Source organism: Streptomyces sp. NBC_00207 (genome assembly GCF_045160965.1).
Taxonomy (GTDB): domain Bacteria; phylum Actinomycetota; class Actinomycetes; order Streptomycetales; family Streptomycetaceae; genus Streptomyces.
Genome location: NZ_CP130715.1, coordinates 8356215 through 8380096, shown reverse-complemented (window position 1 = coordinate 8380096; position 23882 = coordinate 8356215). Strand labels below are relative to the sequence as shown.

Below are 23882 nucleotides of genomic sequence, written 5' to 3'. Positions count from 1 at the left end.
GCGGTGAGAGCGGTGACAGCGTGTCCCGGAGGCAGCCCTACCCCACGAAAGGGCGGACACCCCATGCGCGTCACCCCCCTCGTATCGTCCTTAGCCGGCGACCGGCGTTCGGCGGCGGCCGATCCCATACGGCTCTACTACAGCCACAAGACACAGGAGATCCTGCAGAAGTACGGCCCGGGCCCGCGTGTCCACTTCCACGTGGGGCTGTACCCGGACGGTCCGCCGGACACCACCGTCTCCCAGAGCGTGCTGCAGCAGCGCATGCTGGACGCGCAGGAGCGGATCGTCGAGCACGCGGCCCGCTCGTGGGGCGCGTACGAGGCACCGCCCCGCCGGCTGCTGGACATCGGCTGCGGCCTGGGCGGGACGTCGCTGTACTGGGCGCAGGAGCACGGGGCTTCGGTCACCAGCCTCACCATCGCGGAGGAACACATCCCGATCGTCCGGCACTTCGCCCGGCGCGCCGGGGTCGACGAGCGGGTGAAGCCCGTGCTGGCGGATGTGCACGACCTGGACGAGACCTGTGCGTACGATGCCGTCTACGCCAACGAGAGCAGCGGCTACACCGACCGGACCCGGCTCTTCGACGTCGTCGCCAAGGCGCTGAAGCCCGGTGGATGGTTCGGGATCCAGGAGCATTTCGCGGGTCGCTCCCAGTGGCGCGAGTTCATCGACGGCTACTACAGAACGCGCCTGGGACTGCTGGGTGAGTACCTGGCCGCGGCCGAGGCGGCCGGGTTCGAACTCGTGCACGAGGAGGACGTGACGGACTCGGTGGCGGAGTTCTGGGTGCAGTCCATGGCGTGGAACACCGCCGAACTCGACCGGCTCCGCGCCGGCGCCGGCATCGTGCCCGGCGCGTGGACCGGCGAGCGGCTCGAACAGTCGACGCTCGCACACAGCAGATTCTTCCGGCTCTGGCGTGACCACGCGGTGCAGACGCGGCTCCTGCGCTTCCGGATCGGTGGCCGCCCATGACGGCGTCACCGGCACCCACACCCGCACCCGCACCCCCACCCCCACCCCCACCCCCACCCCCACCCACAACGTCGCCGTCACCGCGCCCTTCGCTCCTCGGCCCGCGCCTGCCGTCCTTCTACTGCCCCCTGGAGCGCGACCTCGTCCATCCCGAGGCGAAGCAGGTGGAGGCCCTGGCGGTCGAGTGGCTGGACGCCTTCGGCGTCTACCCGGACCCGGTCGAGCGCGCATGGGGTCTGGCCACCCACAGCGCCGACTTCTCCTGCCGCATCATCCCCGACGGGGACGTGGAGGTCCTCCTGCTGTTCACCGAGTGGAACTACTGGGCCAACGCCGTCGACGACTGGCAGGACTCGGGCTCCGACGAGGTGGGGACGGGCGCCGTCGTCGAACACGGCGTACGACTGCTGCGGACCATCGAGGACCCGGGGGCGTCGGTTCTGCCCGACGGGCCGATGACCCGCGCGCTGCTGGACCTGGTCGGCCGCACCCATGCCATGCTGACGCCCCACGAGCTGCGCAGGTTCGTCGAGGGGACGCGCGACTGGCTGCTCGGGGCGGCCTGGCGGGCCGCCCAGGCCGAGGCCGGGACCATGCCGGGGCTGAACGACTTCGTCGCCATGGGGCCGCTGGCGAACGGTACGCGCTTCTCGCTGACCTGGTCCGACGCCGCACGCGGGGACCGGCTGCCGGCGGAGGTGCTCTGCTCCCCCGCTCTGACGGCACTGACGGACGCGGCGGGTTTCGTCGTCAGCGCGGACAACGACCTGTTCTCCTACGACAAGGACGACCACCTGGAGCCGCGGGAGGTGAACCTCGTCAACGTCCTCGCCCGGCAGGAGAACTGCTCCCCCGCCGAGGCGGTGCCGCTCGCGGTGGCCTTGCGTGACCGGGTGATGGTCCTCTTCACCCGGCTGCGGGCGCAGTTGGAGAACGGCCCGGACGGCCCGGACGGCCCCGCCGGTGCGAACGGGGAACTGCGCCGCCACCTGGCCGCGTTGGGGCACTACGTCGCCGGCTCCATCGCCTGGCAGAGCCGGGCACCCCGGTACGCGAGCCCGCGCAACCGGCACGAACTGCCTCTCGCGGAGGCCCGGTTCGCGGTCCGGTTCGCCGATGCCCCCAGCTTCGCCGGAACCGAGCCGCCGGATGTGCCGGCCCTCGCTTCCTGGTGGCGGCAGGTACGCGACTGAGCGATGCCGAGGGCCCCGGCCGTGTGCGGCCGGGGCCCTCGGTACGGGGTGCGGGTCAGCGGCGGCCGAGCAGCCGCCGCCACCAGCTGACGCCGCGCCGTCGGCGGCCGGCGACCGCGGGCGCCGCCGTCGGCTGCGGCGGGATGAGCGCGTGAACGGGGTGCCCGGCCGGCTGCTCGGCCTCGGGCTCCGCATTCGGCACGGAGCGCGGGGCGAACCGTACGGGCAGGGACAGCAGGTGGCGTGACATGAGGGTGCCGCGCCACTGCAGTTCGCTCGCGTCGACCGCCAGCTGGAGGTCGGGCAGCCGGTCCAGCAGCACCTCGATGCCGGTGTCCGCGATGGCACGGCCGATGTCCTGGCCCGGGCACTCGTGCGGGCCGCTGCTGAAGGCCAGGTGGGAACGGTTTCCGTGGACGGAGACGTCGGGATCCGGCCGGATCTGCGGGTCGGCGTTGCCCGCGGCCAGCCCGAGCAGGATCATGTCGCCGGCCTTCACCTGCTGGCCGCCGAGCAGGGTGTCACCGGTGGCCCAGCGCCCGATGATCGTGTTGATCGGCGGGTCGTCCCACAGGACCTGCTCCAGGGCGTCGGGCAGGGTCATGTGGCCTCCGGAGAGGCTGGCCCGGAAGCGCGGGTCGGTCAGTACGGTCCGCAGCGTGTTGGCGATCAGGTTGGCGGTGGTCTCGTAGGCCGCGATCAGCACGACGCGCAGGTGCATGAGCACTTCGGTGTCGGTCAGGTCCGCAGGGTGCTCGAGCAGCCAGGAGGCGAGGTCGCGGGCGGGCCTGGCCTTGCGCTCGACGACCAGGTTCTCCAGCGTGGTCGTGACGTAGCGGTCGCTCTGGAGGGCCGTCTCCGTCCCCTGGAGCATGTCGCGTGCCGCGTTGACCAGCAGCGGCCCGTGTTCGTCGGGAGCCCCGATGAGCTGCGTCATGACCAGCATGGGGAGCTGGTCGGAGAAGGCGGACACCAGGTCGGCGTACCCCTCGGCCGCGATCTGGTCGACGAGCTGGTTGGCGAAGCGCGTCACGTAGCGGCGGATGCCGCGCTTGTCGAAGCGCTCCAGGGACTCCACCACGGCCGAGCGCAGCCGCTCGTGAACGGGCCCGTCGGTGAAGTTGCACACCGGCACCCAGGAGACCATGGGGCCGAGCGGGGTGTCGGCAGGCACCCGGCCCTCTCTCATGTCGCGCCAGCCCCGCGGGTCGCGGGCGAAGCGCGAGGACGTGCGCGCCACGTCCAGGTTCTCCCGGTGGCCGAGGACGAGCCAGGCCGGCAGGTCCCCGCTCACCAGTACGGGGGCCACCGCGCCGTGTTCGGCCCGCAGCTTCTCGTACAACGCGAGGGGATCGGCCTGGGCCTCCGCTCCGTGGAGGCGGTACAGGCCGCCCGCCGTCGCCGCCGCGTGGGCGGGGCACTCGGGCGGTGGGGTGGGGGTGGTGCTCACATTGCCTCCTGGGTGGCTGCCTGGGAGTGCAGGTAGCGCATGAGGGTCAGCAGGACATCGCGGGACGAGTCCCGCCGTCTGGCGTCGCAGACGAGGATCGGGACGGCGGGGGGCAGATCGAGGGCCTGGCGCAGTTCCTCCAGCGGATGCTCGGGCGCGCCGGGGAAGGAGTTGACGGCCACGACGAAGGGGACGCCCCGCTCCTCCAGCCGTCCGATGACGTCGAAGCTGATCTCCAGCCGCCGGGTGTCGAGGAGTACGACCGCTCCGAGCGCGCCCTCGAAGAGCCCGCGCCACAGGAACCAGAAGCGCTCCTGGCCGGGTGTTCCGAACAGGTACAGGACGAGTTCGTCGTTGATGCTGATGCGGCCGAAGTCCATGGCCACGGTGGTGGTGATCTTGCGGGCCACGCCCCAGGTGTCGTCGACGCCGACGCCGGCCCTGGTCATCGTCTCCTCGGTCGTCAGCGGCTTGATCTCGCTGACCGCACCGACCATCGTCGTCTTGCCCACGCCGAATCCGCCGACGATGACGACTTTCACGGCGGCCGCGGCCGTCTGCGGGAGTATGTCCGCCTCGCGCGGCCCGGCGGGCGGGTCAGAGTTTCTGAAGTCCATCGATCACTGCCTCGATCAGAGCAAGGTCGGGTAGCTGCGCGGCGGGAACCGGGGGGCGGACGTACACGCGCTGAGCGGCCATCAGGTCTCCGACCAGCACGGTGACGACGCTCACGGGCAGGCCTGCGTACGCGGCGATCTCGGCCACCGACAGCGGTGACCGGCACATCCGCAGGATGGCCGCCTGCTCGGGCTGCATCTCCGGCCGGGCGGGGCCTTTGGCCACGACTAAGGTCACGAGGTCCAGATGGACGGCGGTGGAGGGTCCGCTGCGTCCGCCCGTGATGACGTAGAGCCGTTCGGGGCTGCGGTCCTCCCAGCTTGTGGGCGGCTCATTCACGCGGGCTGCCCGTCATGTCGGGGCGGGCTGCTCAGGTGCTCCCCCATTCGGGTCACCAGGTTGCGCATCTGCGCGCCCATCAGGCCCGCGTCCACGCCCTCGTCGGCGAGGACCGCGAGATAGGAGCCGTCGCCGGCGGCCATCAGGTAGAAGAACCCGCCGTCCATCTCGATCACGACCAGGCGCATCCTGCCCTCTGAGCGCGGCAGCTCCGCGGCCACCGCCCCGGCCAGGCTCTGCAGGCCCGCACAGGCCGCTGCCAGGCGGTCGGCCGTGTCGGTCTCGGCCCCGTACTGCGCCACGCAGAGCCCGTCCGCGGACAGTACGATCACGTGCCGCGTCTGCGGCACTCCGGCGGCCAGGTCCTTGAGCATCCAGTCCATGCTGCTGATTCGCTGGGTCATCACTGCTTACGCCCCCTTGGTCGCTGAACCCGGCGCGCCTTCGGCGCCCGGCGCGTCGTGGCCGGGCGCGCCGGACAGTCCGCTGTGGAAGGCCTCCAGCCACATTCCGGGGCCCTGGTCGCCCGCCGGCTGCGGCTCCGCGGCCGGCCGGACGTCGAAGGTGGTGGCACGGTCCTTCCGGCGTCGCTGCGGGAGGCCGGTCGCGGTGCGTTCGGTGGCCGGCTGCGCGGCGCCGACGGGCGCCGGCCCGCGCGCCGGAGCCGGTGCCGGCCGGGGCGCGGACACACCCGCCGGCGAGCGGTCGAAGGGGTGCTCGCGCGGTGTGGCGGCCACGGCCCTGGGACCCGAGGAGGAGCCGATGCCGTGGGCCAGACCGGTCGCGGAGGAGGCCGTGGTGATCAGGTGCTGCGGAACGATGACCACGGCGCGGACGCCGCCGTACGCGGACGAGCGCAGGGACACCTGGAACCCGTACGCCTGCGCCAGCCGGCCGACCACCGCGAGGCCCAGCCTCGGCGTCTCGCCCAGGTCGTTGAGGTCGATGCCGGACTGCGCCTGCGCGAGCATCTTCTCGGCCCGTCCGCGGGCCTCCTCGCTCATGCTCAGGCCGCCGTCCTCGATCTCCACGGCGATGCCCGACTGCACCTCGACGGCCGTGAGGTGGACCCGGGTGTGCGGCGGCGAGTACCGGGTGGCGTTGTCCAGCAGTTCCGCCAGGGTGTGGATCAGCGGCTCGACGACCGGGCCGACGACGGCGACCTCGGAGACCGAGTGGAGCTCCACCCGCTGGTAGTCGATGATCCTCGACATCGCACCGCGCATCACGCTGTAGAGGGTGACGGCCCTGCTCCACTGGCGGCCGGGGCGCGCACCGCCGAGGACCGAGATGGAGTCGGCGAGCCGGCCGATCAGGGCGGTGCCGTGGTCGAGTCGCAGGAGGTCGCCGAACACGTCCGGGTTGCTGCCGTGCCGGTCCTCCATCTCGCGCATCTCGTGGGCCTGCTGGTGGACGATCGCCTGCACGCGGCGGGCGACGTTCACGAAGGCGCGCTGCGCCGAGTCGCGAAGGCTCTCCTCGTTGTCGACCGCGTCGACGACGTGGGACAGCACGGCCTGCAGGGCGGCCCTGAAGCGCGGGGTCAGGGCCTCGTCGTCGCCCCAGCGGTTGCCGTGGCCGCCGCGTCCTCCCAGGGCGGTCAGCACCTCCTCGGCCAGCTCGCCCTTGCGCAGTCGCTCGATGGCCTCGGGCAGCACCACCTCGGACAGCCGGGCCGCCTCGGCTTCCTGCCGGGCCAGAACGTGCTGGAGTGCCGCGACCTGGGCGCGTCCGGCGGCGAGGGCGCGGCCGCGCCGCAGCGCTTCGACGAAGACCGCTGCGGTGCACAGGGCACCCACGGCGATCACGGCGGTGCCGAGCGGTGCCGAGGAGGAAGCGAGCGCCCCGGCCAGGCAGGCGGCGGCCACGACCGCGATCGAGGGCAGCATCCGGCTTGCTCTGCCCTCCACGTGGGCACTTTCGGGGGGAATGTCTCTTTGCTCCATCGGCGTCCTCGAACTATCGAAAAGGGGGGACCTTCTGACCGGTGGGCGGGAGCATAACTACGCCCAACTTCCCGCACGCGGGCTTTCCTTGGAGTTCATCGGACCGGAGGAACCGTTATGCGCCACAAGCGACGCCGAATTTCGGCAAGTCAAAGCGCCCGTCCGCGGCGAGAGGCGGCGTAGCGGGAGGTGGAAGGCGCGCCGGCCCCGCTCGCCGGACGGGAACCCACCCGCCCGTTCCGATCGGTTCCGGCCGCGTCGCTTTCTTCTGCGGTGGCGTCCTGGAGGGAAATGCGCTAGGGCCGCGGCGCGGGATCGGCTGCGCGGAGGCCGGTGAGCAGGACGTCGAGGGCCAGGTCGGTCGCCTCGTCCAGGGGGGTGTCCTCGAGGAGGGACCCGACGGCCAGGGACGCGAGGCCGTGCACCACGGAGAAGGCGACCTGGGCGAGCCGGGCCGGGTCTCCGGCCCGTACGACGCCCTCCTGCTGGGCGAGGGCGATCAGTTCGGCGGCGATCTCCAGGCTCTGGTGGCCGAGCTCGCGGAGTTCGGCGCTGGAGTGGTCGGCATGCTTGGCCGTGAACATCAGACTCAGCAGCGGGGCGTGCGCGACGGCGAAGTCCACGTACGCACGGCCCATGCGGGCGAGCCGGTCGGCGACGGGGCCGGGGCCGCCCACGGCGGCCCGGAGGCTTTCGTTGAGCCGGGTGAAGCCGTTGACGGCGAGCGCGTCCAGCAGCGCCTGCCGGTCGCGGAAGTGGCGGCCCGGCGCCGCGTGGCTGACGCCGAGGTCCCGTGCGAGGGCACGGAGGGAGAGGCTGTCCGCCCCCGACGCTGCGAGCACGGTTTCCGCACGCACCAGCAGGGCCTCCCTGAGGTTGCCGTGGTGATAGGGCGCATCGGCGTCGGCCAAGGCGGTCTCCTCCTCCGATGTTGTCATTGACAACAATGTTGGCTCTGCCTACATTCTAAGTATCGACCATCAGCCGGAGTCCCGGAACGGAGCGCCGAACCATGTCTATGACATACCGCGGAACCACAGCCCTGATCACCGGGGCCAGCGCCGGCCTCGGCGTCGAGTTCGCCCGACAGTGGGCCGAGCGCGGAGCGGACGTCGTCCTCGTCGCCCGGCGCGTCGACCGGCTGGAGGAGCTGGCGGCGGACCTGGAGCGCAGGTACGGGGTCAGGGCGCGCCCGATCGCCGCGGACCTCGCCCGGCCCGGTGCCGCGGCGGCACTCCACGCGGAGCTCGACGCACTCGGCGTACCGGTCCACACGCTGATCAACAACGCCGGCTTCGGCAGCCACGGGCCCTTCGCCGGCGAGGACCCCGCCCGGATCAGCGAGATGATCCAGCTCAATGTGCTCGCGGTCACGGAACTGACCAGGGAGTTCCTGCCCGGCCTGACGGCCGACGGCCGGGGCGCCCTCGTCACCGTCGCCAGCGCGGCCGCCTACCAGCCGACCCCTGCGATGGCGGTCTACGGCGCCACCAAGGCCTTCGTCCTGAACTTCACCGAGGCCGTCGCGTACGAGACGCGCGCCTCCTCCCTGCGGGTGCTCGCCGTCTCGCCGGGGCCGGTCCACACCGAGTTCTTCGACGTCGTCGGCAGCCGGGACGCCGCCGTGGGCCGGATGGCCACCCCGGAGCAGGTCGTCACCGCGGCGCGCCGCGCGCTGGACCGCGGCAAGACCCCGGCCAGCATCGTCGTCGGCCTCGGCAACCGGCTCTCCGCCACGGCCTCGGCCCTGGCTCCCCGCCGCCTCGCCCTGGCCGTGGCGGGGCGCGCCCTCAAGGCCTGACCGGGCCCTTCGCCGGGCTCCGCGCTCGTCCGCTCGGGCGCTCCTGCGCGACACTGGTACCCGGGCACCGCACACCGCCGGTGCCGTCCGGGTCCCGGTGTGCGGGAGGCGCAGCATGGTCATCAGTCACCACATCGCCGCAGACACCCTGCACGTGAAGATCCTGCAGGAGCTGAACGTCACCAACCGGTCCGCCGCGGCCCTGCAGATCGAGTCCCTCGTCCAGGCGCACCGCCCCTCCCAGGTCACGATCGAGCTGCCGACCGGCACCCCCTCCCCCATGACCTTCAGCGCGCTGGCCCGCGCCCAGCGGATGTGCCAGAGCCTCGGCATTCCCCTCACCGCCACCGGACCGGGCGAACACGCTCCCCCGATCTTCATCGGCCGTGGAGCCGGTGCGGGCCGACCCCAGTGGCTGGAGCACGGCGCGCGCCACAGCCACTGAGCCCGGGACCTAGTTGAACGGTTCCAGCGTCATGAAGGCCTCTTGCGGGTTGCCGTCGTGCACCAGCGACTCATGGGCACCCACGTCGTCGAAGGCGAAGCCGTACGCCTTACCGTCGGCCATCTGACCGTGGATGATGCGGGAGTAGTGGTTGGTGACGGCGTCACGGTAGAAGCCGGCGCCGTTCGCGTCCGGTTGGCTGGGATTGGTCAGGAGCGTCGACCGGTTGAAGCCGGCGCACAGGGTGCGGGAGATCGGGCCGCGGACGAGGTCGTTGGGGGCGTCCAGGAGCTTGTAGCAGCCGAAGATGCTGTCGGAGTCCGGCTTCTGGAAGCTGGTGACCACGGCGCCCGAGCCGTTGGTGAAGTTCATGACGTTGCCCGAGACCCGGCCGTAGTACTTGGTGTTCGACTGGTTCGCGAACGGCGTCACGGTGAGCGTGGACGAGCTGTACTTGTCCCAGACCCGGTTGACGTAGTCGTTCATCACGCCGGCCGGGATTCCGCCCGCCTCGATGCCGTGACCGGGCGCGAGGGCGCGCAGCGGGGTGCCGTCGGGGCGGTTCTGGATCAGTCCGCCCCAGCCGGCCGCACGCAGCTGGTTGAAGACGGCGTTGTAGCCGCCCGGCTTGAGCCGGCCGGTATTGCCGACCGTGCCGCCTGCCGACTTCACGCCCACCGCGTACGGAGCCGAGAACATGTCGACCTGGGTGCTGTTGATCCACAGGCCGGCATCGTTGAGCGTGTACTCGGACCAGTTGAACAGGATGTTGCGGTTCGGGTCGGAGGGGTTCTGGACGGCCGGTTGCACCAGGCCACCGGTGCTGACCTTGAAGACGATCTTCTGGCCGATGGAGAAGTAGACGCGCCCGGAGAACTTGGGCATCCGGATCGTCTTCGTCTGCCCGTTGGCCGGACCCGTGATCGACGCGTCGGGTGCGGGGGTGGGGGGATTGCCGCCCACGGGCCACGGGTGGAACGAACCGTTGGCGTCGGCCCAGCCCTGCTGGCCCGTCGCGAGCACGGTGCCCAGGTTGTAGACGTAGACCGGCTCGCTGCGTCCCGAGCTGTTCTTGATCGTGAGCGGGATGGTCGCCGGCACGGCCTCCGCGGATGTCGGCGGACCGGCGACCAGCAGGCCGGCGCCGACGACCAGTGCCGCGGCTCCGGACACGAGCAGTCTCGATAAGCGGAACACGTATTTCCTCCTTGGGGGGAGCCTCGCGGGCCGGAGGGACGGACACGAGCATGGATGAATGGATGCATTGAAGCCTGAGAGCGCTCTCAGCATCTGATTGCGTTCAACTTCTGTCAATGAATCGCGCATTCGGCCGCGCAGGCGGTAGGGGCCGGACGCCGGCGCGGCGCGCCTCAGCGGGGGACGTAGACGTGGATGGTCTTGCCGTCCCGCTCACCGCGGTGGCGGATCTCGACGCGGCTTCCGAGCCGGTTGACCAGGTGCCACCCCCACCCGCCTTCACCCTGATGACCGGGCTGCCGGGGCCGCGGCTCGGCGCTGCTGGTATCGGTGACCGCGACGTCGACGCCGCCGGCCGTCAGGTGGAGGTCCAGCACGCATCCGCCGGAGGTGTGCCGTACGGCGTTGGTGACGAGCTCGCTGATCACCAGCAGGGCGGTGTCGAGCGCAACGGGCGGGAACGCGGGGGCCCCGTTCACGGGTCGCCCCAGGAAGTCGTGCGCCGCACGCCGGGCGTCGCCCGGCGCCGCCCCGCCGGTCAGCTCCATGTGCAGGATCGGGGATGTCGGGGGGATCGGAGGAAGAGGCATGGAATCGGCTCCAGACGCCTCGTATCGGAGAACGTACGGTGTGGACGTTCAACACCTACCTAGATGCACCTGCCCGCTCCCCGCCCTCCCCACTCGCGTGCCCGCCCACGACCGAAACATGGGCGATCAATTGTTCGAGTGAGGCATATCTGGGTATATGTGCTTCCCGGTACCAGCCGAACCGGGCCGTATCAAGGCGGTGAGACCCGATGTCCGAGTGCAAGACCCCCGACTACCGCACCGGCCACCGCGGCCGGCACTGGACGCACGCCCTGCGCAGCGCCCAGAAGGCCGGCGCCGTGATCGTCACCGACGAGACCCTCGAACCGGTCGCGTACGCCCACGACGGCACCGGCCCCGGCCGCTTCCGCCCCTGGGTCACCGCCTCCGGCGTGCGCTACGACAGCCACGACGTGCATCCCGAGTGGTGACCGGACCACGGCCGGCCGGAGCCCCGGCGCTGCCGCCGGTCCGGTTCCTCAGGAGAGTTCGGCCCGGACCAGGGCTGCCGCGAACCGCGGCAGGTCCTCGGCCGTGACGAGGCGGGCCAGGCCGGCGGGTGTCTTCGGGAGCCCGAGCGCGGCGGCGGCGTGGAGGGCGCGGCTGTCGAACGCGGGCCGCAGTTCGGGCCACACGCCCTGGGCCTCCCGGCAGAAGATGTCCGCTCCGACCGGTCCGATCCGCGGGACCTCCTGGAGGAGTGCGCGGATCCGGCCGGGATCCCCGTCGGCGGCGTCGCGCAGCCGGCGCAGGTCTCCGCGGTAGCGGCCGAGGAGGAGCTGCGCCCCCTCCCCCAGCGCGGTGGCGGTGCTCTCGTCGTAGCGGCGGTAGTGGGCACGGCCGAGGGCGTCCACCCGGTCCTGCCAGGAAGCGGCGGCCATCGCCCGGGGCGTGCGCATCCCCGCCGCGAAGAGCTCGCGCGCCGCGGCCACCGCGATGCCGGCCTGGATGCGCACCGAGAAGAGCACGCAGAGGGTCAGGAGCTGGTAGAGCGGGGCGGGTGTGCTGCGCAGCCGGATGCCCGCCTCCGCCGCGTGGGTCCGCCCGTGCTCGTCGAGCAGATCGCGGACCGTGGTGCGCTGCGTCATGCCGGTCTCTCCCTGCCGTACGTACGCGGGCCGCCCCGCGGGCGGCGCGCGGCCGGGGTCTGCGGCGTCCCGCACCGACCGACCGGCCACACCATAGTGCGGTGGTCTCGGTGCGTGCCTCCTACGTGGCCTTCGGGCGCGGCACGGTGAAGTAGGTCCCACCGCCGGCAGCCGGCCCGACCGTGACGGTGAGAACCGCTCCGTATCGGGCGCGGAGGGCCGCTATGGTGTCCGGCCGCTCGGGGCTGGTGAGGCACCGCGAGTAGACCGCCGCATCCGGCGGACACACGGACGAGCCCACGGTCTGGACCTGCCCCGACTCCGCCCGCTCTCCGGGCCGGGGCGGATGGTCCCATCCGATGCCGATTGCCTTGTTCTCGGATGCGAGGAACGGTGCGGGCATCAGCAGTCCGTCAGGGAACACACCGCCGAGCCGGTGGTACTGCAGCGCGTACTCGAGCGTGCCCGAGGAGGGACTTCCAGGGCCGTTGACATCGGGGGTCCACTGCGTGATGCCCGCGTCGTCGATGCGCCGCAGCACGTCGGTGACGTCACCCTCCACCCCGAAAATGGTGCTCACACTCATCGAGCAGGTCATCAGGTGAACGGTGGCCTGTTTCTTGAAACCCCCGTCACTGGGGCCGGTGCACTCGTCCTCGAGCACCGTGTATCCGTACCGCAACCCCTCGACCTGGTCGAACCGCTCGCTGAGGGCGCGGATACGCGCCTCTGCCGAGTCCCGCTTCAGCTGTGCGCCGTCCGTGGTGGCCATGGCCCGCAGTTCGTCGGCGTCGGGCAACGTCGAGCACCCGCTGGTCATGGCCACCATCACGGCGCCCGCGACGGCCACCACGCCGGCGCCCAGGCCGCGCCTCGCTCCCATTCCCCACCCCTTGCCATGCCTGCTCGCTCCTCCCCCACACACTCCCGGCTCCCCCGCGCGAACGCATGAGTACGCGTACTCATGGCACCCGGCAGGAGCCACCAGCGAGGCGGCAGCGCATTGGAGTGGCCCGCGGCGCCGCCGATGGCGTGGCTCCGGAGCCACGCGCAGCTGCCGCCTAGGGTCGACGGACCGGGTCGGCACGACGTACTGCCGGCCGTTGCGGAAGAGGTGGGTCAATCGTGGAACGCGTCCCGGCCGACTCGCACGGACAAGAGCCTCCGGCACCCTCCCGCCGGATCCGCCGGCCGCTGACCCGCCGCCTCGCCGCCGTCACGGGACTGCTGCTCCTGTGCGTGCTGCCCGCGCGAGCGGTGGGCGTCCCCCAGCCCCACGACGCCCGCCCGCACACCTCCCTGCCGCTGTACGCGTCCGACTACGGCAACAACCGCGTGGTCACCCTGTCCAACGGCGGCGGCCAGACCACCCTCCCCCTGGACGGCCTGGTACGCCCGACGGGCCTGGCCTGGGACCGTACGGGCAGCCTCTACGTCTCCGACACGGGCAACAACCGCGTGGTGCGGCTGCTCCCGGGCGGGGGCGGCCGGTCCACCGTCCCCACCGACGGCCTCTCGCGCCCCCTCGGCCTGGCCGTCGATCCCGTCGGTGACCTCTACATCGCCGACAGCTTCAACGACCGCGTGGTGAAGGTGCCCGCCGACGGCACCGGCCAGACCACGGTCCCCACCACCGGACTGCTGCATCCCTGGGGCCTGGCCCTCGAACCCGACGGGGACCTCTACGTCTCCGACTTCGTCAACGACCGCGTGGTGAAGGTGCCGGCCGACGGCACCGGCCAGACCACCCTCCCCACGACCGGCCTCTCGCAGCCCACCGGACTGGCCCTGAGCACCACAGGAGACCTCTACGTCTCCGACAGCGGCAACAACCGCGTGGTGAAGATCGCCTCCGGCACCGGCGCTCAGACCACGGTCCCCACCTCCGGCCTGAGCAGCCCGCTCGGCCTCGCGGTCGACCACCACGGCACCCTCTACGTGGCCGACGCCTTCAACAACCGTGTCCTCCGTGTCCTCCCCAACGGCACCCAGAGCACCTTGAACTCCACCGGCCTCAACACCCCCACCGGCCTGGCTCTCCCCCCGGTCACCCGGAGCCCACACGCGGCCCCGGCCGAGTGACACCGGCCACCAGGGTGCGGGCCGCTCACCGGGACTCCGGGATTCCTGGCTCCGGGACTCCGGGGCTCCGACCTGAGGACTCGCACAGGCGTACGGCGAGGGCGGCGATGTCGTCGTCAAGGCGTCCCCTGCTGTAGCGGACGAGGTCGCGGTGAAGAGCCGTGAGCAGTTCGCGGGGCGGTGTCGGGGGCTGTCGGCTCATCCAGGTGGTGAGCGGGAAGAACTCGCCATCGCGTGCGCGGGCCTCGGCGATCCCGTCGGTATAGAGGAGCAACAGATCGTCGGCCGCGAAATCGAAGGTGTCGACGGTGTAGCGATCGCCGATCAGCTCCGCGAGGCTGAGCAGTGGCGAGGGGGTGTCCGACTCGAGGACACGGAGTCTCCCGCGGTTCAGGAGCAGTGGCGGGGGGTGTCCGCAGTTGAGGATGTCGATACGACTGCCCTCGTGCGGGATCTGGACGAGAAGGGCGGTGGCGAAGCGCTCCATCGGCCCCTCCGGCGGGAAGGCGGCGTTGTAGCGGGTGCTGCTGGCGTCCAGTCTTCGTGCGACGTTGACCATGTCGGTCTCGCCGAAGGCCGCCTCCCGGAAGGCATTGACGATCGCCGCGGCGGCCCCCACTGCGGGCAGGCCCTTGCCCCGCACGTCGCCGATGAGCAGTCTGACCCCGTACGGAGTGTCTACCACTTCGTAGAAGTCCCCGCCGATGCGGGCCTCCGCCGCGGCCGCGAGGTACAGCGACTCGATCTCGATGTTCCCGATGCGGTGTGGCATGGGGCTCAGCACCACCTGCTGCGCCGCGTCGGCGACGAGCCGTACCTGGAAGAGGGTGCGCTCCCGCTGGAGCCGGACATGGCTTCCGTACGCGGCGGCCACGGTGACCGCGACGATCCCCGCGGCCGTCCACCACGTTCCCAGGTCGGGGAAGAGGAAGCCGAGGCCGATCATCAGGAAGAGGCAGACCGTCCCCAGCAGGACGGTGGGGAGGACCGGCCACATGGCGGCGGCCAGGGCCGGCGCCGCGGGCAGGAGGCGACTGAAGGCCATTTCCCGCGGAGTGCCGTAGGCCAAGCTGGCGATCACGATGGTCAGAATGACCGGTGACAGCCGTACAAGCCTCCCCGGGCCGTAGCGCCGACGGAGTCGCGGCCGTCCGGACTCGATCACACTTCCCAGACTATCTGCGCAATGGGGGCATAGCGCTCTGACGGACAGAGCCGACCGCCCGATGGCCCGCACCACCGAACCTCGCCGTCGCTGATCAACCTCCTCCCTTGCGGACGGAAACTGTCCGCAAGCAGGGCGCCAGCAACCCGGACCAGGTCGCCTCACACCGGGGTCCGTCGCGGCGATGAGTCTGCGGGCGCCCGCGGGTCTATCTCTTGACGGAGACAACCGACTCATCGGGAGCAAGCCATGGGCCTCATCGAAATCGAGCTGTTCGCGACCCTCGACCTCGTCGGGCAGGCGCCCGGCGGCCCCGACGAGGACCCGGTGGGGTTCCCGTTCGGCGGCTGGCAGGCGCCCCTGCTGGACGAGGTCGCCGGGGCGCAGGTCGGCGCCGCGTACGAGGGCACGGACGCCCTCCTGCTCGGCCGGCGGACGTACGACATCTTCGCCGCCTACTGGCCCCACCAGAAGGGTGGCGAGGACGGCGAGATCGCCACGCTCTTCAACGGTGTCCCGAAGTACGTGGCCTCCCGCGGCAGGCCCGACCTCTCGTGGGCCGGGTCCGCGCAGCTCGGCCCGGACCTCGGCGCCGCGGTGCGTGAGATCCGTGACCGGCACGAGCACGTGAAGGTCGTCGGGAGCCTGAACCTCGTGCAGACCCTCTTGCGCGAGAAGCTCTTCGACCGGCTCGACCTCTGGGTGCACCCGATCGTGCTCGGCGTCGGGAAGAAGGTGTTCGACGACGGCGCGGTGCCCACCAACGTCAGGCTCCTCGCACCCCCGGCGGCCGGGCCGAAGGGCACCGTGTACCTGCGCTACGGGCTCGCCGACGGCATTCCCGCGACGGGGGACATGAGCGCACCCGATCGCGGCGTCGGAAGCGACGGCTGAGGCCGCCCCGCGCCTGTACGGGCCCGCCCGCGGGCCGCGGTCCCGACGGCCTCCTGTCGATCACAAACCGCACAGCCGGTAAAGCATTGGCCCCTATGGAGTGAATCGTGCCAGATCCTCGTGACCCTTGGCCGGAACCTTCCATACGTTGGCCCCTCTTCGCTCATCACCACAACTGGGGGGCCGGTGCGCAACCACCGACTCGTAATGACCGCTGCCCTCGTGGCGGCCGGTCTCGGCATCATCCCGGGCACCGCGCAGGCCGCGGATCCCGTACCCGTCGCGGCCGGTGTGGCCGAGGCGATAGCCAAGGCATCCACCTCCGAGGGTTTCCACAGCCCGGCCGACCGCACGATCCGTACCACCCTGCCCGGCGCCGCCGCGGCGAACGGCAAGGCGAACGCCAAGGCCGCCGCACCGCAGACCGCGCAGGCCACGGTGGCCGCGGCGGACGCGGGGGCCAACCCGGCCCTCGCGGTGGACGTCAGCGGCACCAGCTACACCGCGCACGGGATCGAGCTCACCACCCTGATCACGAGCGCCGACTTCGCGCTCGGCGTCGTCATCGACTGGGGCGACGGGAAGACCGACACGCTCACCGCCCAGGGCACCGCCGAGCTGCACCACTCGCACACGTACGACAAGTCCGGCGAGTACCAGGTGAAGGTGACGGTGACCGACACCGCCAATGCCGTCCAGGCCGTCAACGGGGGTGCCTTCCTCACCCCCGGCTCCGACTTCACCCCGCACGCTCCGACCCGCCTCCTCGACACCCGCAACGGCACCGGCGCGCCCGCGGTCAAGGTCGCCGGGCTCGGTTCCGTCCGGGTGAAGGTGGCGGGCAACGCCGCCGTCCCGGCGGGCGTCACCGCGGTCGCCCTCAACGTCACGGTCACGGAGACCGTCGACAGCGGGTACGTGACCGCGTGGCCCGGCACGGGCTACGAACGCCCGGGCACCTCGAACCTGAACTACACGGCCGGCCGGTCCGTCCCGAACCTGGTGATCGTGCCGGTCGGCGAGGACGGGTACGTGGAGCTCTACAACGGCGGCCCGGCGCCGGTCGACCTGATCGCCGACGTCACCGGCTACTTCACCCGGGCCTCGGCCGGCGGCTACACCTCGATGACACCCGCCCGGTTCGTGGACACCCGTGAGGGTCTCGGCGCGTCCCGGGGCCGGCTCGCCGCGCGCAGTGCCTTCACGACCCGGATCGGCGGACTGCAGGGCGTGCCTCCGGGCATCACGGCCGTGGCGCTGAACGTCACGGTGACCGAACCCGAGGGCCCGGGCCACCTGACCGCCTACTCCGGCGACGGGGCGGTCCCGACGGCGTCGAACCTGAACTTCGTGCCCGGTCAGACGGTGGCCAATGCGGTGATCGTGCCGGTGGCCGCGGACGGGACGATCAAGGTCTTCAACGGGTCCTGGATGCCGGCCCACGTGGTGGTCGACGTCGTCGGCTACTACAGCAAGGACAGCAAGGCCGCCTTCCTGCCCTTCACCCCGTTCCGGACGCTCGACACCCGCGTGGAGGCCTACGGCTGGCCCGGCGGCAGGTTCCGGGCCCGGGAGTACATCACGCAGGGGTTCACGCCCGAAGCCGCGACGGGTGTCGAGGCCTACGTGCTGAACACCACCGTCACCGAGACCGGCGGCACCGGATACCTCTCGGTGGCGCCGAGCGCCTACCCGCTGCCGGCGGAGGGCGCACCCGCCGCGCCCGCCGGGCCGCGCCCCGGCTCCTCCACCCTGAACTGGACGGCCGGCGCGACCGTCCCGAACCTGGTGCAGGCGAGCGACGGCGACCACGGCGTCATCACCTTCTGGAACCAGGGCTACCAGGACGCCGACCTGGTGCTCGACGTCTTCGGCGTCTACCAGTCGAAGTGATTCCAGGGGGGTGGCCAGCACGTGCTGGCCACCCCCCTCTGCCGGGTGCGCGTCCTCCCGGAGCGGCAACGCCCGGCACGGCGTTCGCCCGAGCGGCCCCGATACGGGGTCAGGCCGGCTGCCACAGCTCGATCCGGTTGCCCTCGGGGTCGGTGACCCAGCCGAATCGGCCGACACCCTCCATGTCCTGCGCTTCCTCGGCCACGTCCGCACCCTTGGCGCGCAGCTGCGCGAGCATCGCGTCCAGGTCGCGGACCCGGAAGTTGAGCATGGCCTGCTGGGCCCGGGACCCGAAGTAGTCGGTCTCGGACTCGAACGTCGCGAACACCGTCGGCCCCGCTTCCTGACGCCACAGGCCGTGCGCGTCGGTGTCCAGGCCCAGGCAGTCGCGATACCACGCGCCCAGGGCCGCCGGGTCGGCGGCCCGCATGAAGTACCCACCGATTCCAAGCACGCGTTCCATGCCGCCATCGTGCCAGGACGGCGACCCGACCGCTCGTCAGGAACGGCCCGAAAATCGTCTGCTCCGATGGAAACTGACGCAGCGGTACGTACGTTCGACGATCTGTCAGAGGAATCAAAGAGCTCCACCCGAGGAGTAACGCAGTGCGCGTACTGTTCACCGGCCCCGCCGCGGCAGGCCACCTGTTCCCGATGGTGCCGACCGCCCAGGCACTCCAGGCCGCCGGGCACCAGGTGCTGTTCGCCGGTTCGGCCCCGCTCGACCAGATGCGGCAGGCCGGCGTCCCCACCGTCGAGATCGGCGACGGCTCGACGCTGATGGAGGCCTTCCGGCGCGCCTCGGAGGGCACCGAACCGCAGTTCGTCACCCACGAGAAGAGCGAGGAGGAGACCCAGCGGCGGGCCGCGGCCGGCTTCGCCGAACACAGCCGGGTCACCATCGACGATCTGCTCGCGGTCGCCACCGCCTGGCGGCCGGACCTCATCGTCCACGCCGCCTTCCAGGCCGCCGCACCACTGGTCTCTGCGGCACTCGGCATACCCGCCGTCGTACACAACTTCGGCGTGATGTCCGGCTCCGGCATGGTCGGCGTGCTCGCCGACGTCCTGGCGGACGAGTACCAGGCCCGCGAGATCGAAGGCCCGGCCACCCGTACCGTCCTCGACGTCGTACCCGCCTCCCTCGGCGGGGACGGCACCGGCCTGCGGGTCCGCTACGTGCCGTACAACGGCGGCGGCACGGTGCCGGGCGACCTCATAGCCCGCGGCTCCCGGCCCCGGATCGCCGTCACCCTCGGAACGGTCGTGACCGCGTACGCGGGCGTCAACCCGATCGCCCGTGTGATCTCCGAGGCCGCCTCCGTCGACGCCGAGTTCCTGCTCGCCGTCGGCAACACCGACCTGAGCCCGCTCGGCACCCTTCCCCCCAATGTCCGCCCCCTGCCCTGGGTGCCCCTGGCCCAGCTGCTGGACACCGCCGACGCGGTCGTGCACCACGGCGGCTCCGGCACCATGCTCACCGCCGCGGCCCGGGGCGTACCGCAGCTGATCCTCCCGCAGGGCGCCGACCACTTCATCAACGTCGATGCCGCGACGGGCCTGGGCTTCGCCCTCCGCGCGAGCGGCGACGGCGTGGACGCCGACGTGCTCAGCCGCCTCCTCACCGACGACGACCTCCGCAAGGGCGCCGCCGCCACCCAGGCCGACATCACGGCGCTCCCCTCGCCCACCGACCTCGTCGCCTCCTTCGAGGCGCTCGGGTGACACCGGCCCCGGCCTGACGACCTAGCCTGCGCTGACGGCCGTCACGTGCGTGGTGCCGTCACGCAGGGCGGTGATGCGGACCTGGCCCGCGGGGAAGGGGTCTCGACCGTTCGGGCCGGGTACGCGGGCGAACGGGGTCCAGGAGCCGTCCGGCTTCCTGCTGTTGTGCCAGATCCGTCCGTCGAGCCCGACCGCCACGACCTGGGCGGAGCCGTCGGGCGTCCCCGTGATGCCGATGGCACTGGCCGCCATGGTGGCGGTGGTGACGCCGCGCGGGGGCAGGAAGGCGGTCCAGGAGCCGTCGAGCCGCCGCAGCCGGTGGTACACCATCCCGTCGAGCCCGATCGCGAGCACCTGGGAGGAACCGTCGGGCATGCCGGTGATCGCCAGGGCCGGGCCGGCGAACGTCGGGGCCCCGTTGCAGCCGTCCAGGCGCCCCCAGGCCGTGCACGCACCGTCGCGCCCGCGGACGCAGTGGTACATGGCACCGTCCGTGCCGTAACCGATCAGTTGGGCGGATCCGTCGGGCATGGCGGCGATCGAGACCTTCGTCGCTCCCCAGCGGCTGTTCGCGGTGAAGCCGGGCAGGGGCCGGAATCCGGGCAGCCCGCCGTCGGCGCGGCGCTGCTGGTGGAAGGCGGCGCCGTCCATCGCCGTCACCACGATCTGGCAGGTCCCGTCGGGGAAGGCGGCGATGCCCGCGTCCCGTACCGTGAACCCGGCCGAGCCGTCCGGTGCCGCGACGCGCTGCCAGGGCCGGAGCGTCGTCGAACCCCGTACGGAGGTCAGCCACAGACCGTTGTCGGGCGCGATGCCCAGCACCACGACGGAGCCGTCCGCCATGCCGGCCGCGGCGCTCTGGATCCCCGTGAACGAGGCCGCTCCGGCGGCGGCGCCCGGCAGCGGGCGCATGCTGCTCCACGCCCCGTCGGGGCGGCGCTCGGTGTGGAAGAGCGCGCGCCGCTCGACGTCGTACGGGGGCAGTTGCGCGGAGTAGAACCACACCGGGTTGGTGAGGGCGACCAGTTGGTCCAGCGTGGTGGAGGCGGGCTTCGGCCGGCGGACCTCGGCCCGGGCGAACAGCGAGGCCTTGCCCCAGCCACGCCACCGCAGTTGTCCTCTGCCGCTGCCGTCGATGCAGGTGGCGGCCATGATGCCCCACTCGGTGTGCAGCGTGGCGATGCTGTCCGGGGCGCCGGTCACGTTCAAGGTCACGTCGACGGCGTCGAAGAACGACAGGGGCAGTTCCTCGCCGGGTCCCGCGACCGCCCCGGCCCCGCGCGCGGTGAAGTCCACGGTCACGGCGGCGGATTCGACGGCGTACGACCGGCCCCGGCGCAGTGCGTCCAGCACGGCGGGCGTCGACAGGCTGGTGGCGTACACCACGTTGTGGGGTCGGCCGACGGCGTCCGTGGGGCTGTGGGCGTCGCTGTTGCCGACGGCGGCGACCCGTTTGCCGAGGCAGAGCATGACGTGCCAGGCGGCGATGTTGGCCGCGTCGTCCAGGGTCCACGGCCCGTTCCACACCTCCAGCGCGTCCACCCGGTCGAGGCCGAACTCCCAGAAGGATCCCGGTGCCGGAGTGAGCGGATGGGCGGCGATCGTGAGCCCGCCGAGGCTGTGCACGCGCCGGGCGTGGCCGTCGAACGCCCCCTGGTCCGCGGGGCCGTAGCGCCAGTCCACCCACTCGCCCTGGGGCAGGCCGACCGCCAGCCAGTGGCCGTGGCGGGTGGTGACCTCCTCGGCGTTGACGACCAGCAGGTCGGTCGGGACGTTGCCGCGCCATGTCACCCCGGTGGAACTGGTGTTGTGGTCGGAGGTGGCGATGAAGTGCAGCCCCTCCTGGCGGGCGGCCGTGACGATCTCGTCCACCGTGCGTTTCCCGTCGGAGTGCACGCTGTGCAGGTGCAGGTCGCCCCGGTACCAGCCGGGCCCCCGCCCCGCCACCGAGGCCGGCAGGATGTCGTACGGGGTGCGGGGCAGCGGGTCGCCGTGGTGGAGGGCGACGTCGACCTGCCAGGCCATGCCGTCGGCGGCGCCGACCATCGGCCCCAGGATGACGGACCAGCTGCCGGGTTCGACAGGCCCGGGCACGTAGCCGGGAGTGGCGTCCGCCGCGGAGAGGGTGAACCCGGCCCGTTCACCGCCCGACCAGCCACGGAAGCCGGAAGGGCCGAAGATGCCGAGGTCGAGGATGCCGGCGGAGGCGTCGTGGGTGGTGGAGACGGAGATCCGTTGCACTCCGGCGGGGACCTCGAAGGGGACGTACGCCCACTGGTCGTTGCCGTACGGGGCGCGGCCCTGGTAAGTGGTGGTCACCACGTCGGTCCCCCGGCCCCTCGTCGCGGCGTGCGCGATCGGTGCGGGAACGAGCGCGGCGGCTCCGCCCGCGGCCAGCAGGGCCCCTAATCGGAGCAGGGACCTGCGCTCGACACCCGGGCCGGGGTCGGGAGCGCCGTTCGGGAGGGTTCGACTCGGCACGGCCGTGTTCTCCGTTCACGTGAGGTGGCAGGGAAGACGTGCAGGCGTGCAGGTGTGAGGGCGGACGGGCATGCAGGTGCGAGGGCGGACGGGCATGCAGGCGTGCGGGCGCGGCGGCGGTGTCAGCGGCGCGTGCGCTGGGCGTCGACGATCTGGCGTACGGAGCCGTCGACGTCCGCCCGGGCCTGGACCCGCTCGGCGAATCCGGGGAACTGCCCGGCGATGGCACTCAGCAGCCGCAGCTCCAGCGGCGCCACGTTGACCTCGCACCGGTCGCGGCGGACGGCTCGTACGACGCCGTCGGCGACCTGGCCGGGCGTGACGGTCCTGATGCCGTTCGGCGGGGTGGCTCCGGTGTCCGCGAACATGCCGGCGTCGCGGACGAAGCCGGGCTGGACGAGTGAGACCCCCACCCCCGTACCCCGGAGTTCCTGGCGCAGGGCGAGGGCGAATCCGCGCAGTCCGAACTTCGTCGCGTTGTAGAGGGAGGTCGACTTGGTCGCGGCCTTGCCGGAGATGGAGCCGATCAGCACGATGTGGCCGCGGCGGCGGGCCACCATGTGCTCCGCGAGCAGCCGGGACAGCAGGAGGGGCGCGCGCAGGTTGACGTCGAGGGCGCGATCGAGCTGGTCCTCGGTGTAGTCCAGAAGGTCGCCGCTGGCGGGGAGGGCGGCGTTCGCGACGAGGATGTCCGCCTCGGCGCAGGCCTCGGCGAGCCGGACCACGTCGGACCGGACGGCCAGATCGGCGACCACGGTGCGGGCGCCGCAGGCCTCCGCGGTGGCCTTGAGTGCTTCCTCCCGCCGCCCGGTGACGGTGAGCCGGGCCCCCTCCGCGGTCAGGCGCCCGGCCAGGGCGGAGCCGATCCCTCCGTTGGCCCCGGTGAGCAGAACGTTCGATCCGGATATGTCCACGACGACTCCCGTACGGCGATCCTCGGCTGTTCGTTCGAACGAACAGTAGGGATCGGTCCGCGCCCTGTCCACACCCCGGGCCCCCAACTCCCCCTCCCCGGCAGGGCCGTCGCGCCGCCCGATGAGGCAGAATGTCGACATGCCCCATGCCTCCGACACCCGCCAGAGCATCATCGACGCCGTACTGCGGATCATCGGGCAGGACGGCATCGCCGCCGTCACCAACCGGCGGATCGCCAAAGAGGCCGGAGTCTCCCTCGGTTCCGTCACCTACCACTTCGCCACCCAGCACGAGTTGCTGCGCGAGAGCCTGCTGCACTTCGTGGCCGAGGAGACCCGGCACTTCACGGCGCTCGCCGACGCGTGCTCCGACGAGCGCTTCGACATCGGGCAGGCGGCCGAGGTGGTGGCGCAGGTCGCGGGCGGCAACGCCTTCGACAGCCGCCACATCGCACCCTTCGAGCTGTACGTCCAGGCGGGCCGCGACGAACGGCTGCGCGCCGCGGCGGCCGAGTGCTTCGCCGCCTATGACCTGCTGGCCACGCGGATCCTCACCCAGCTCGGCGTACCGGACCCCGAACGCCTGGCGGGCGTGGCCGTCGCCCTGGTCTTCGGCCAGCAGCTGCGCCGCCTGGCCACCGGCGCCCCCGCCGAGGAGCTCGTCGACACCCTGCTGGTCCTCACGCAGTTCACCCCTGCGCACACCCCGTAGAAGGCGGCGGGCCGCCACCCGCCGCGCAGGGGTCATGAGCCGTTTCACGCCAACCTGGGGATCCGGAGGCCGGCACCTCGGATACCACCTCTGACCGACCGTCCGAGGTGGAAGGGGTGCCGGGGTCGTGCGGTGCCCCCGCCCGAGGGTCCGTGATCGGCCACGAGCGCCGTGCCGACCGTCCACGAGCCGAGAAATCCCTGGCCCCGCCGAAGCGACGGAATCTAGCCTCGCGTCAGCTCTGTGAACGGGGGGACTACAGGGGCGGCGTTTTCCTGGGGGAAGGAACGCAGGACACACCGAGGTACTGACCGGATGTCACCGGGGCGGCGGATCCGTCACGCCCGGCGACCGGTCCCGAAGCGCAC

Annotated in this window: 24 protein-coding genes; 10 read left to right on the top strand and 14 right to left on the bottom strand. The window is 72.0% G+C overall.

Annotated elements, in window-relative coordinates; genetic code table 11:
• The first annotated feature begins 63 nt into the window (after nucleotides 1-63).
• Together OG472_RS38780 and OG472_RS38775 are read left to right on the top strand one after the other, a co-directional pair.
• On the top strand, nucleotides 64-981 hold the full coding sequence (locus OG472_RS38780) for a methyltransferase domain-containing protein (protein ID WP_405942746.1): 918 nt from the start codon (nucleotides 64-66) through the stop codon (nucleotides 979-981).
• Between the two features lie 164 nt (nucleotides 982-1145).
• Entirely contained in the window at nucleotides 1146-2174 is a 1029-nt protein-coding gene (locus OG472_RS38775) for a terpene synthase family protein (RefSeq protein ID WP_405942745.1), read from the top strand.
• A 55-nt stretch (nucleotides 2175-2229) separates the two neighbouring features.
• Here OG472_RS38775 and OG472_RS38770 read toward each other — a convergent pair whose 3' ends face one another.
• From OG472_RS38770 to OG472_RS38745, 6 genes are all read right to left on the bottom strand, one after another.
• Entirely contained in the window at nucleotides 2230-3624 is a 1395-nt protein-coding gene (locus tag OG472_RS38770; protein WP_405833782.1) for a cytochrome P450, read from the bottom strand.
• Nucleotides 3621-4241 carry a GTP-binding protein gene (locus tag OG472_RS38765; RefSeq protein ID WP_401606324.1) on the bottom strand — a complete coding sequence of 207 codons (621 nt, stop codon included), beginning with the start codon at nucleotides 4239-4241 and terminating at the stop codon, nucleotides 3621-3623. Before OG472_RS38765 ends, OG472_RS38770 begins: the two co-directional genes overlap by 4 nt.
• Nucleotides 4222-4581 carry a DUF742 domain-containing protein gene (locus tag OG472_RS38760; RefSeq protein ID WP_383578088.1) on the bottom strand — a complete coding sequence of 120 codons (360 nt, stop codon included), beginning with the start codon at nucleotides 4579-4581 and terminating at the stop codon, nucleotides 4222-4224. The genes OG472_RS38765 and OG472_RS38760 overlap by 20 nt, the downstream gene beginning before the upstream one ends.
• Nucleotides 4578-4985 carry a roadblock/LC7 domain-containing protein gene (locus OG472_RS38755; protein WP_383578087.1) on the bottom strand — a complete coding sequence of 136 codons (408 nt, stop codon included), beginning with the start codon at nucleotides 4983-4985 and terminating at the stop codon, nucleotides 4578-4580. The genes OG472_RS38760 and OG472_RS38755 overlap by 4 nt, the downstream gene beginning before the upstream one ends.
• 6 nt (nucleotides 4986-4991) lie before the next feature.
• A complete protein-coding gene (locus OG472_RS38750) occupies nucleotides 4992-6527 on the bottom strand; it encodes a sensor histidine kinase (RefSeq protein ID WP_405833779.1) in 1536 nt (511 codons plus the stop codon).
• A 296-nt stretch (nucleotides 6528-6823) separates the two neighbouring features.
• Complete coding sequence (locus OG472_RS38745) at nucleotides 6824-7465, bottom strand: TetR/AcrR family transcriptional regulator (protein ID WP_401606317.1); 642 nt, start codon at nucleotides 7463-7465, stop codon at nucleotides 6824-6826.
• Between the two features lie 74 nt (nucleotides 7466-7539).
• On the opposite strand from OG472_RS38745, the gene OG472_RS38740 reads away from it, so the two are divergent.
• Entirely contained in the window at nucleotides 7540-8328 is a 789-nt protein-coding gene (locus OG472_RS38740; protein ID WP_401606314.1) for an SDR family NAD(P)-dependent oxidoreductase, read from the top strand.
• A gap of 115 nt (nucleotides 8329-8443) precedes the next feature.
• Nucleotides 8444-8773: a hypothetical protein gene (locus OG472_RS38735; RefSeq protein ID WP_405833773.1), complete on the top strand. Its 330-nt coding sequence runs from the start codon at nucleotides 8444-8446 to the stop codon at nucleotides 8771-8773.
• A 9-nt stretch (nucleotides 8774-8782) separates the two neighbouring features.
• On the opposite strand, the gene OG472_RS38730 is transcribed toward OG472_RS38735, so the two are convergent.
• Complete coding sequence (locus OG472_RS38730; RefSeq protein ID WP_405942744.1) at nucleotides 8783-9970, bottom strand: glycoside hydrolase family 64 protein; 1188 nt, start codon at nucleotides 9968-9970, stop codon at nucleotides 8783-8785.
• A gap of 173 nt (nucleotides 9971-10143) precedes the next feature.
• Nucleotides 10144-10560 (bottom strand): ATP-binding protein, encoded by a 417-nt coding sequence (locus tag OG472_RS38725; protein ID WP_405942743.1) that lies wholly within the window; start codon nucleotides 10558-10560, stop codon nucleotides 10144-10146.
• Between the two features lie 209 nt (nucleotides 10561-10769).
• Here OG472_RS38725 and OG472_RS38720 point away from each other — a divergent pair, with 209 nt between their 5' ends.
• On the top strand, nucleotides 10770-10991 hold the full coding sequence (locus tag OG472_RS38720; protein ID WP_401606303.1) for a hypothetical protein: 222 nt from the start codon (nucleotides 10770-10772) through the stop codon (nucleotides 10989-10991).
• Between the two features lie 48 nt (nucleotides 10992-11039).
• Here OG472_RS38720 and OG472_RS38715 read toward each other — a convergent pair whose 3' ends face one another.
• Both OG472_RS38715 and OG472_RS38710 read right to left on the bottom strand, forming a co-directional pair.
• Nucleotides 11040-11648 carry an endonuclease gene (locus OG472_RS38715; RefSeq protein ID WP_401606300.1) on the bottom strand — a complete coding sequence of 203 codons (609 nt, stop codon included), beginning with the start codon at nucleotides 11646-11648 and terminating at the stop codon, nucleotides 11040-11042.
• A gap of 121 nt (nucleotides 11649-11769) precedes the next feature.
• The gene (locus tag OG472_RS38710) at nucleotides 11770-12531 is read right to left on the bottom strand and encodes a hypothetical protein (protein ID WP_405833767.1); all 762 of its coding nucleotides are present in this window, start codon (nucleotides 12529-12531) and stop codon (nucleotides 11770-11772) included.
• Nucleotides 12532-12773: 242 nt separating this feature from the next.
• Between OG472_RS38710 and OG472_RS38705 the strand changes: the two genes are divergently transcribed.
• Nucleotides 12774-13730, top strand: a complete 957-nt coding sequence (locus tag OG472_RS38705; protein ID WP_401606295.1) for a hypothetical protein — start codon at nucleotides 12774-12776, stop codon at nucleotides 13728-13730.
• 25 nt (nucleotides 13731-13755) lie between these two features.
• On the opposite strand, the gene OG472_RS38700 is transcribed toward OG472_RS38705, so the two are convergent.
• Nucleotides 13756-14895, bottom strand: coding sequence for a PP2C family protein-serine/threonine phosphatase (locus OG472_RS38700; protein WP_401606292.1), 1140 nt, complete (start codon nucleotides 14893-14895; stop codon nucleotides 13756-13758).
• Nucleotides 14896-15144: 249 nt separating this feature from the next.
• Here OG472_RS38700 and OG472_RS38695 point away from each other — a divergent pair, with 249 nt between their 5' ends.
• Both OG472_RS38695 and OG472_RS38690 read left to right on the top strand, forming a co-directional pair.
• A complete protein-coding gene (locus OG472_RS38695) occupies nucleotides 15145-15789 on the top strand; it encodes a dihydrofolate reductase family protein (RefSeq protein ID WP_401606289.1) in 645 nt (214 codons plus the stop codon).
• A 207-nt stretch (nucleotides 15790-15996) separates the two neighbouring features.
• Nucleotides 15997-17682 (top strand): PKD domain-containing protein, encoded by a 1686-nt coding sequence (locus OG472_RS38690; protein ID WP_405942742.1) that lies wholly within the window; start codon nucleotides 15997-15999, stop codon nucleotides 17680-17682.
• Between the two features lie 109 nt (nucleotides 17683-17791).
• Here OG472_RS38690 and OG472_RS38685 read toward each other — a convergent pair whose 3' ends face one another.
• Nucleotides 17792-18145 carry a VOC family protein gene (locus OG472_RS38685; RefSeq protein ID WP_405833759.1) on the bottom strand — a complete coding sequence of 118 codons (354 nt, stop codon included), beginning with the start codon at nucleotides 18143-18145 and terminating at the stop codon, nucleotides 17792-17794.
• A gap of 143 nt (nucleotides 18146-18288) precedes the next feature.
• On the opposite strand from OG472_RS38685, the gene OG472_RS38680 reads away from it, so the two are divergent.
• Nucleotides 18289-19407, top strand: a complete 1119-nt coding sequence (locus OG472_RS38680; RefSeq protein WP_405833757.1) for a nucleotide disphospho-sugar-binding domain-containing protein — start codon at nucleotides 18289-18291, stop codon at nucleotides 19405-19407.
• A 21-nt stretch (nucleotides 19408-19428) separates the two neighbouring features.
• Here the strand turns inward: OG472_RS38680 and OG472_RS38675 are convergent, their stop codons facing one another.
• A complete protein-coding gene (locus OG472_RS38675) occupies nucleotides 19429-21888 on the bottom strand; it encodes a CehA/McbA family metallohydrolase (protein WP_405942741.1) in 2460 nt (819 codons plus the stop codon).
• Between the two features lie 122 nt (nucleotides 21889-22010).
• A complete protein-coding gene (locus OG472_RS38670; protein WP_401606275.1) occupies nucleotides 22011-22802 on the bottom strand; it encodes an SDR family NAD(P)-dependent oxidoreductase in 792 nt (263 codons plus the stop codon).
• Nucleotides 22803-22941: 139 nt separating this feature from the next.
• On the opposite strand from OG472_RS38670, the gene OG472_RS38665 reads away from it, so the two are divergent.
• Nucleotides 22942-23514: a TetR/AcrR family transcriptional regulator gene (locus tag OG472_RS38665; RefSeq protein WP_401606272.1), complete on the top strand. Its 573-nt coding sequence runs from the start codon at nucleotides 22942-22944 to the stop codon at nucleotides 23512-23514.
• Nucleotides 23515-23882: the final 368 nt, after the last annotated feature.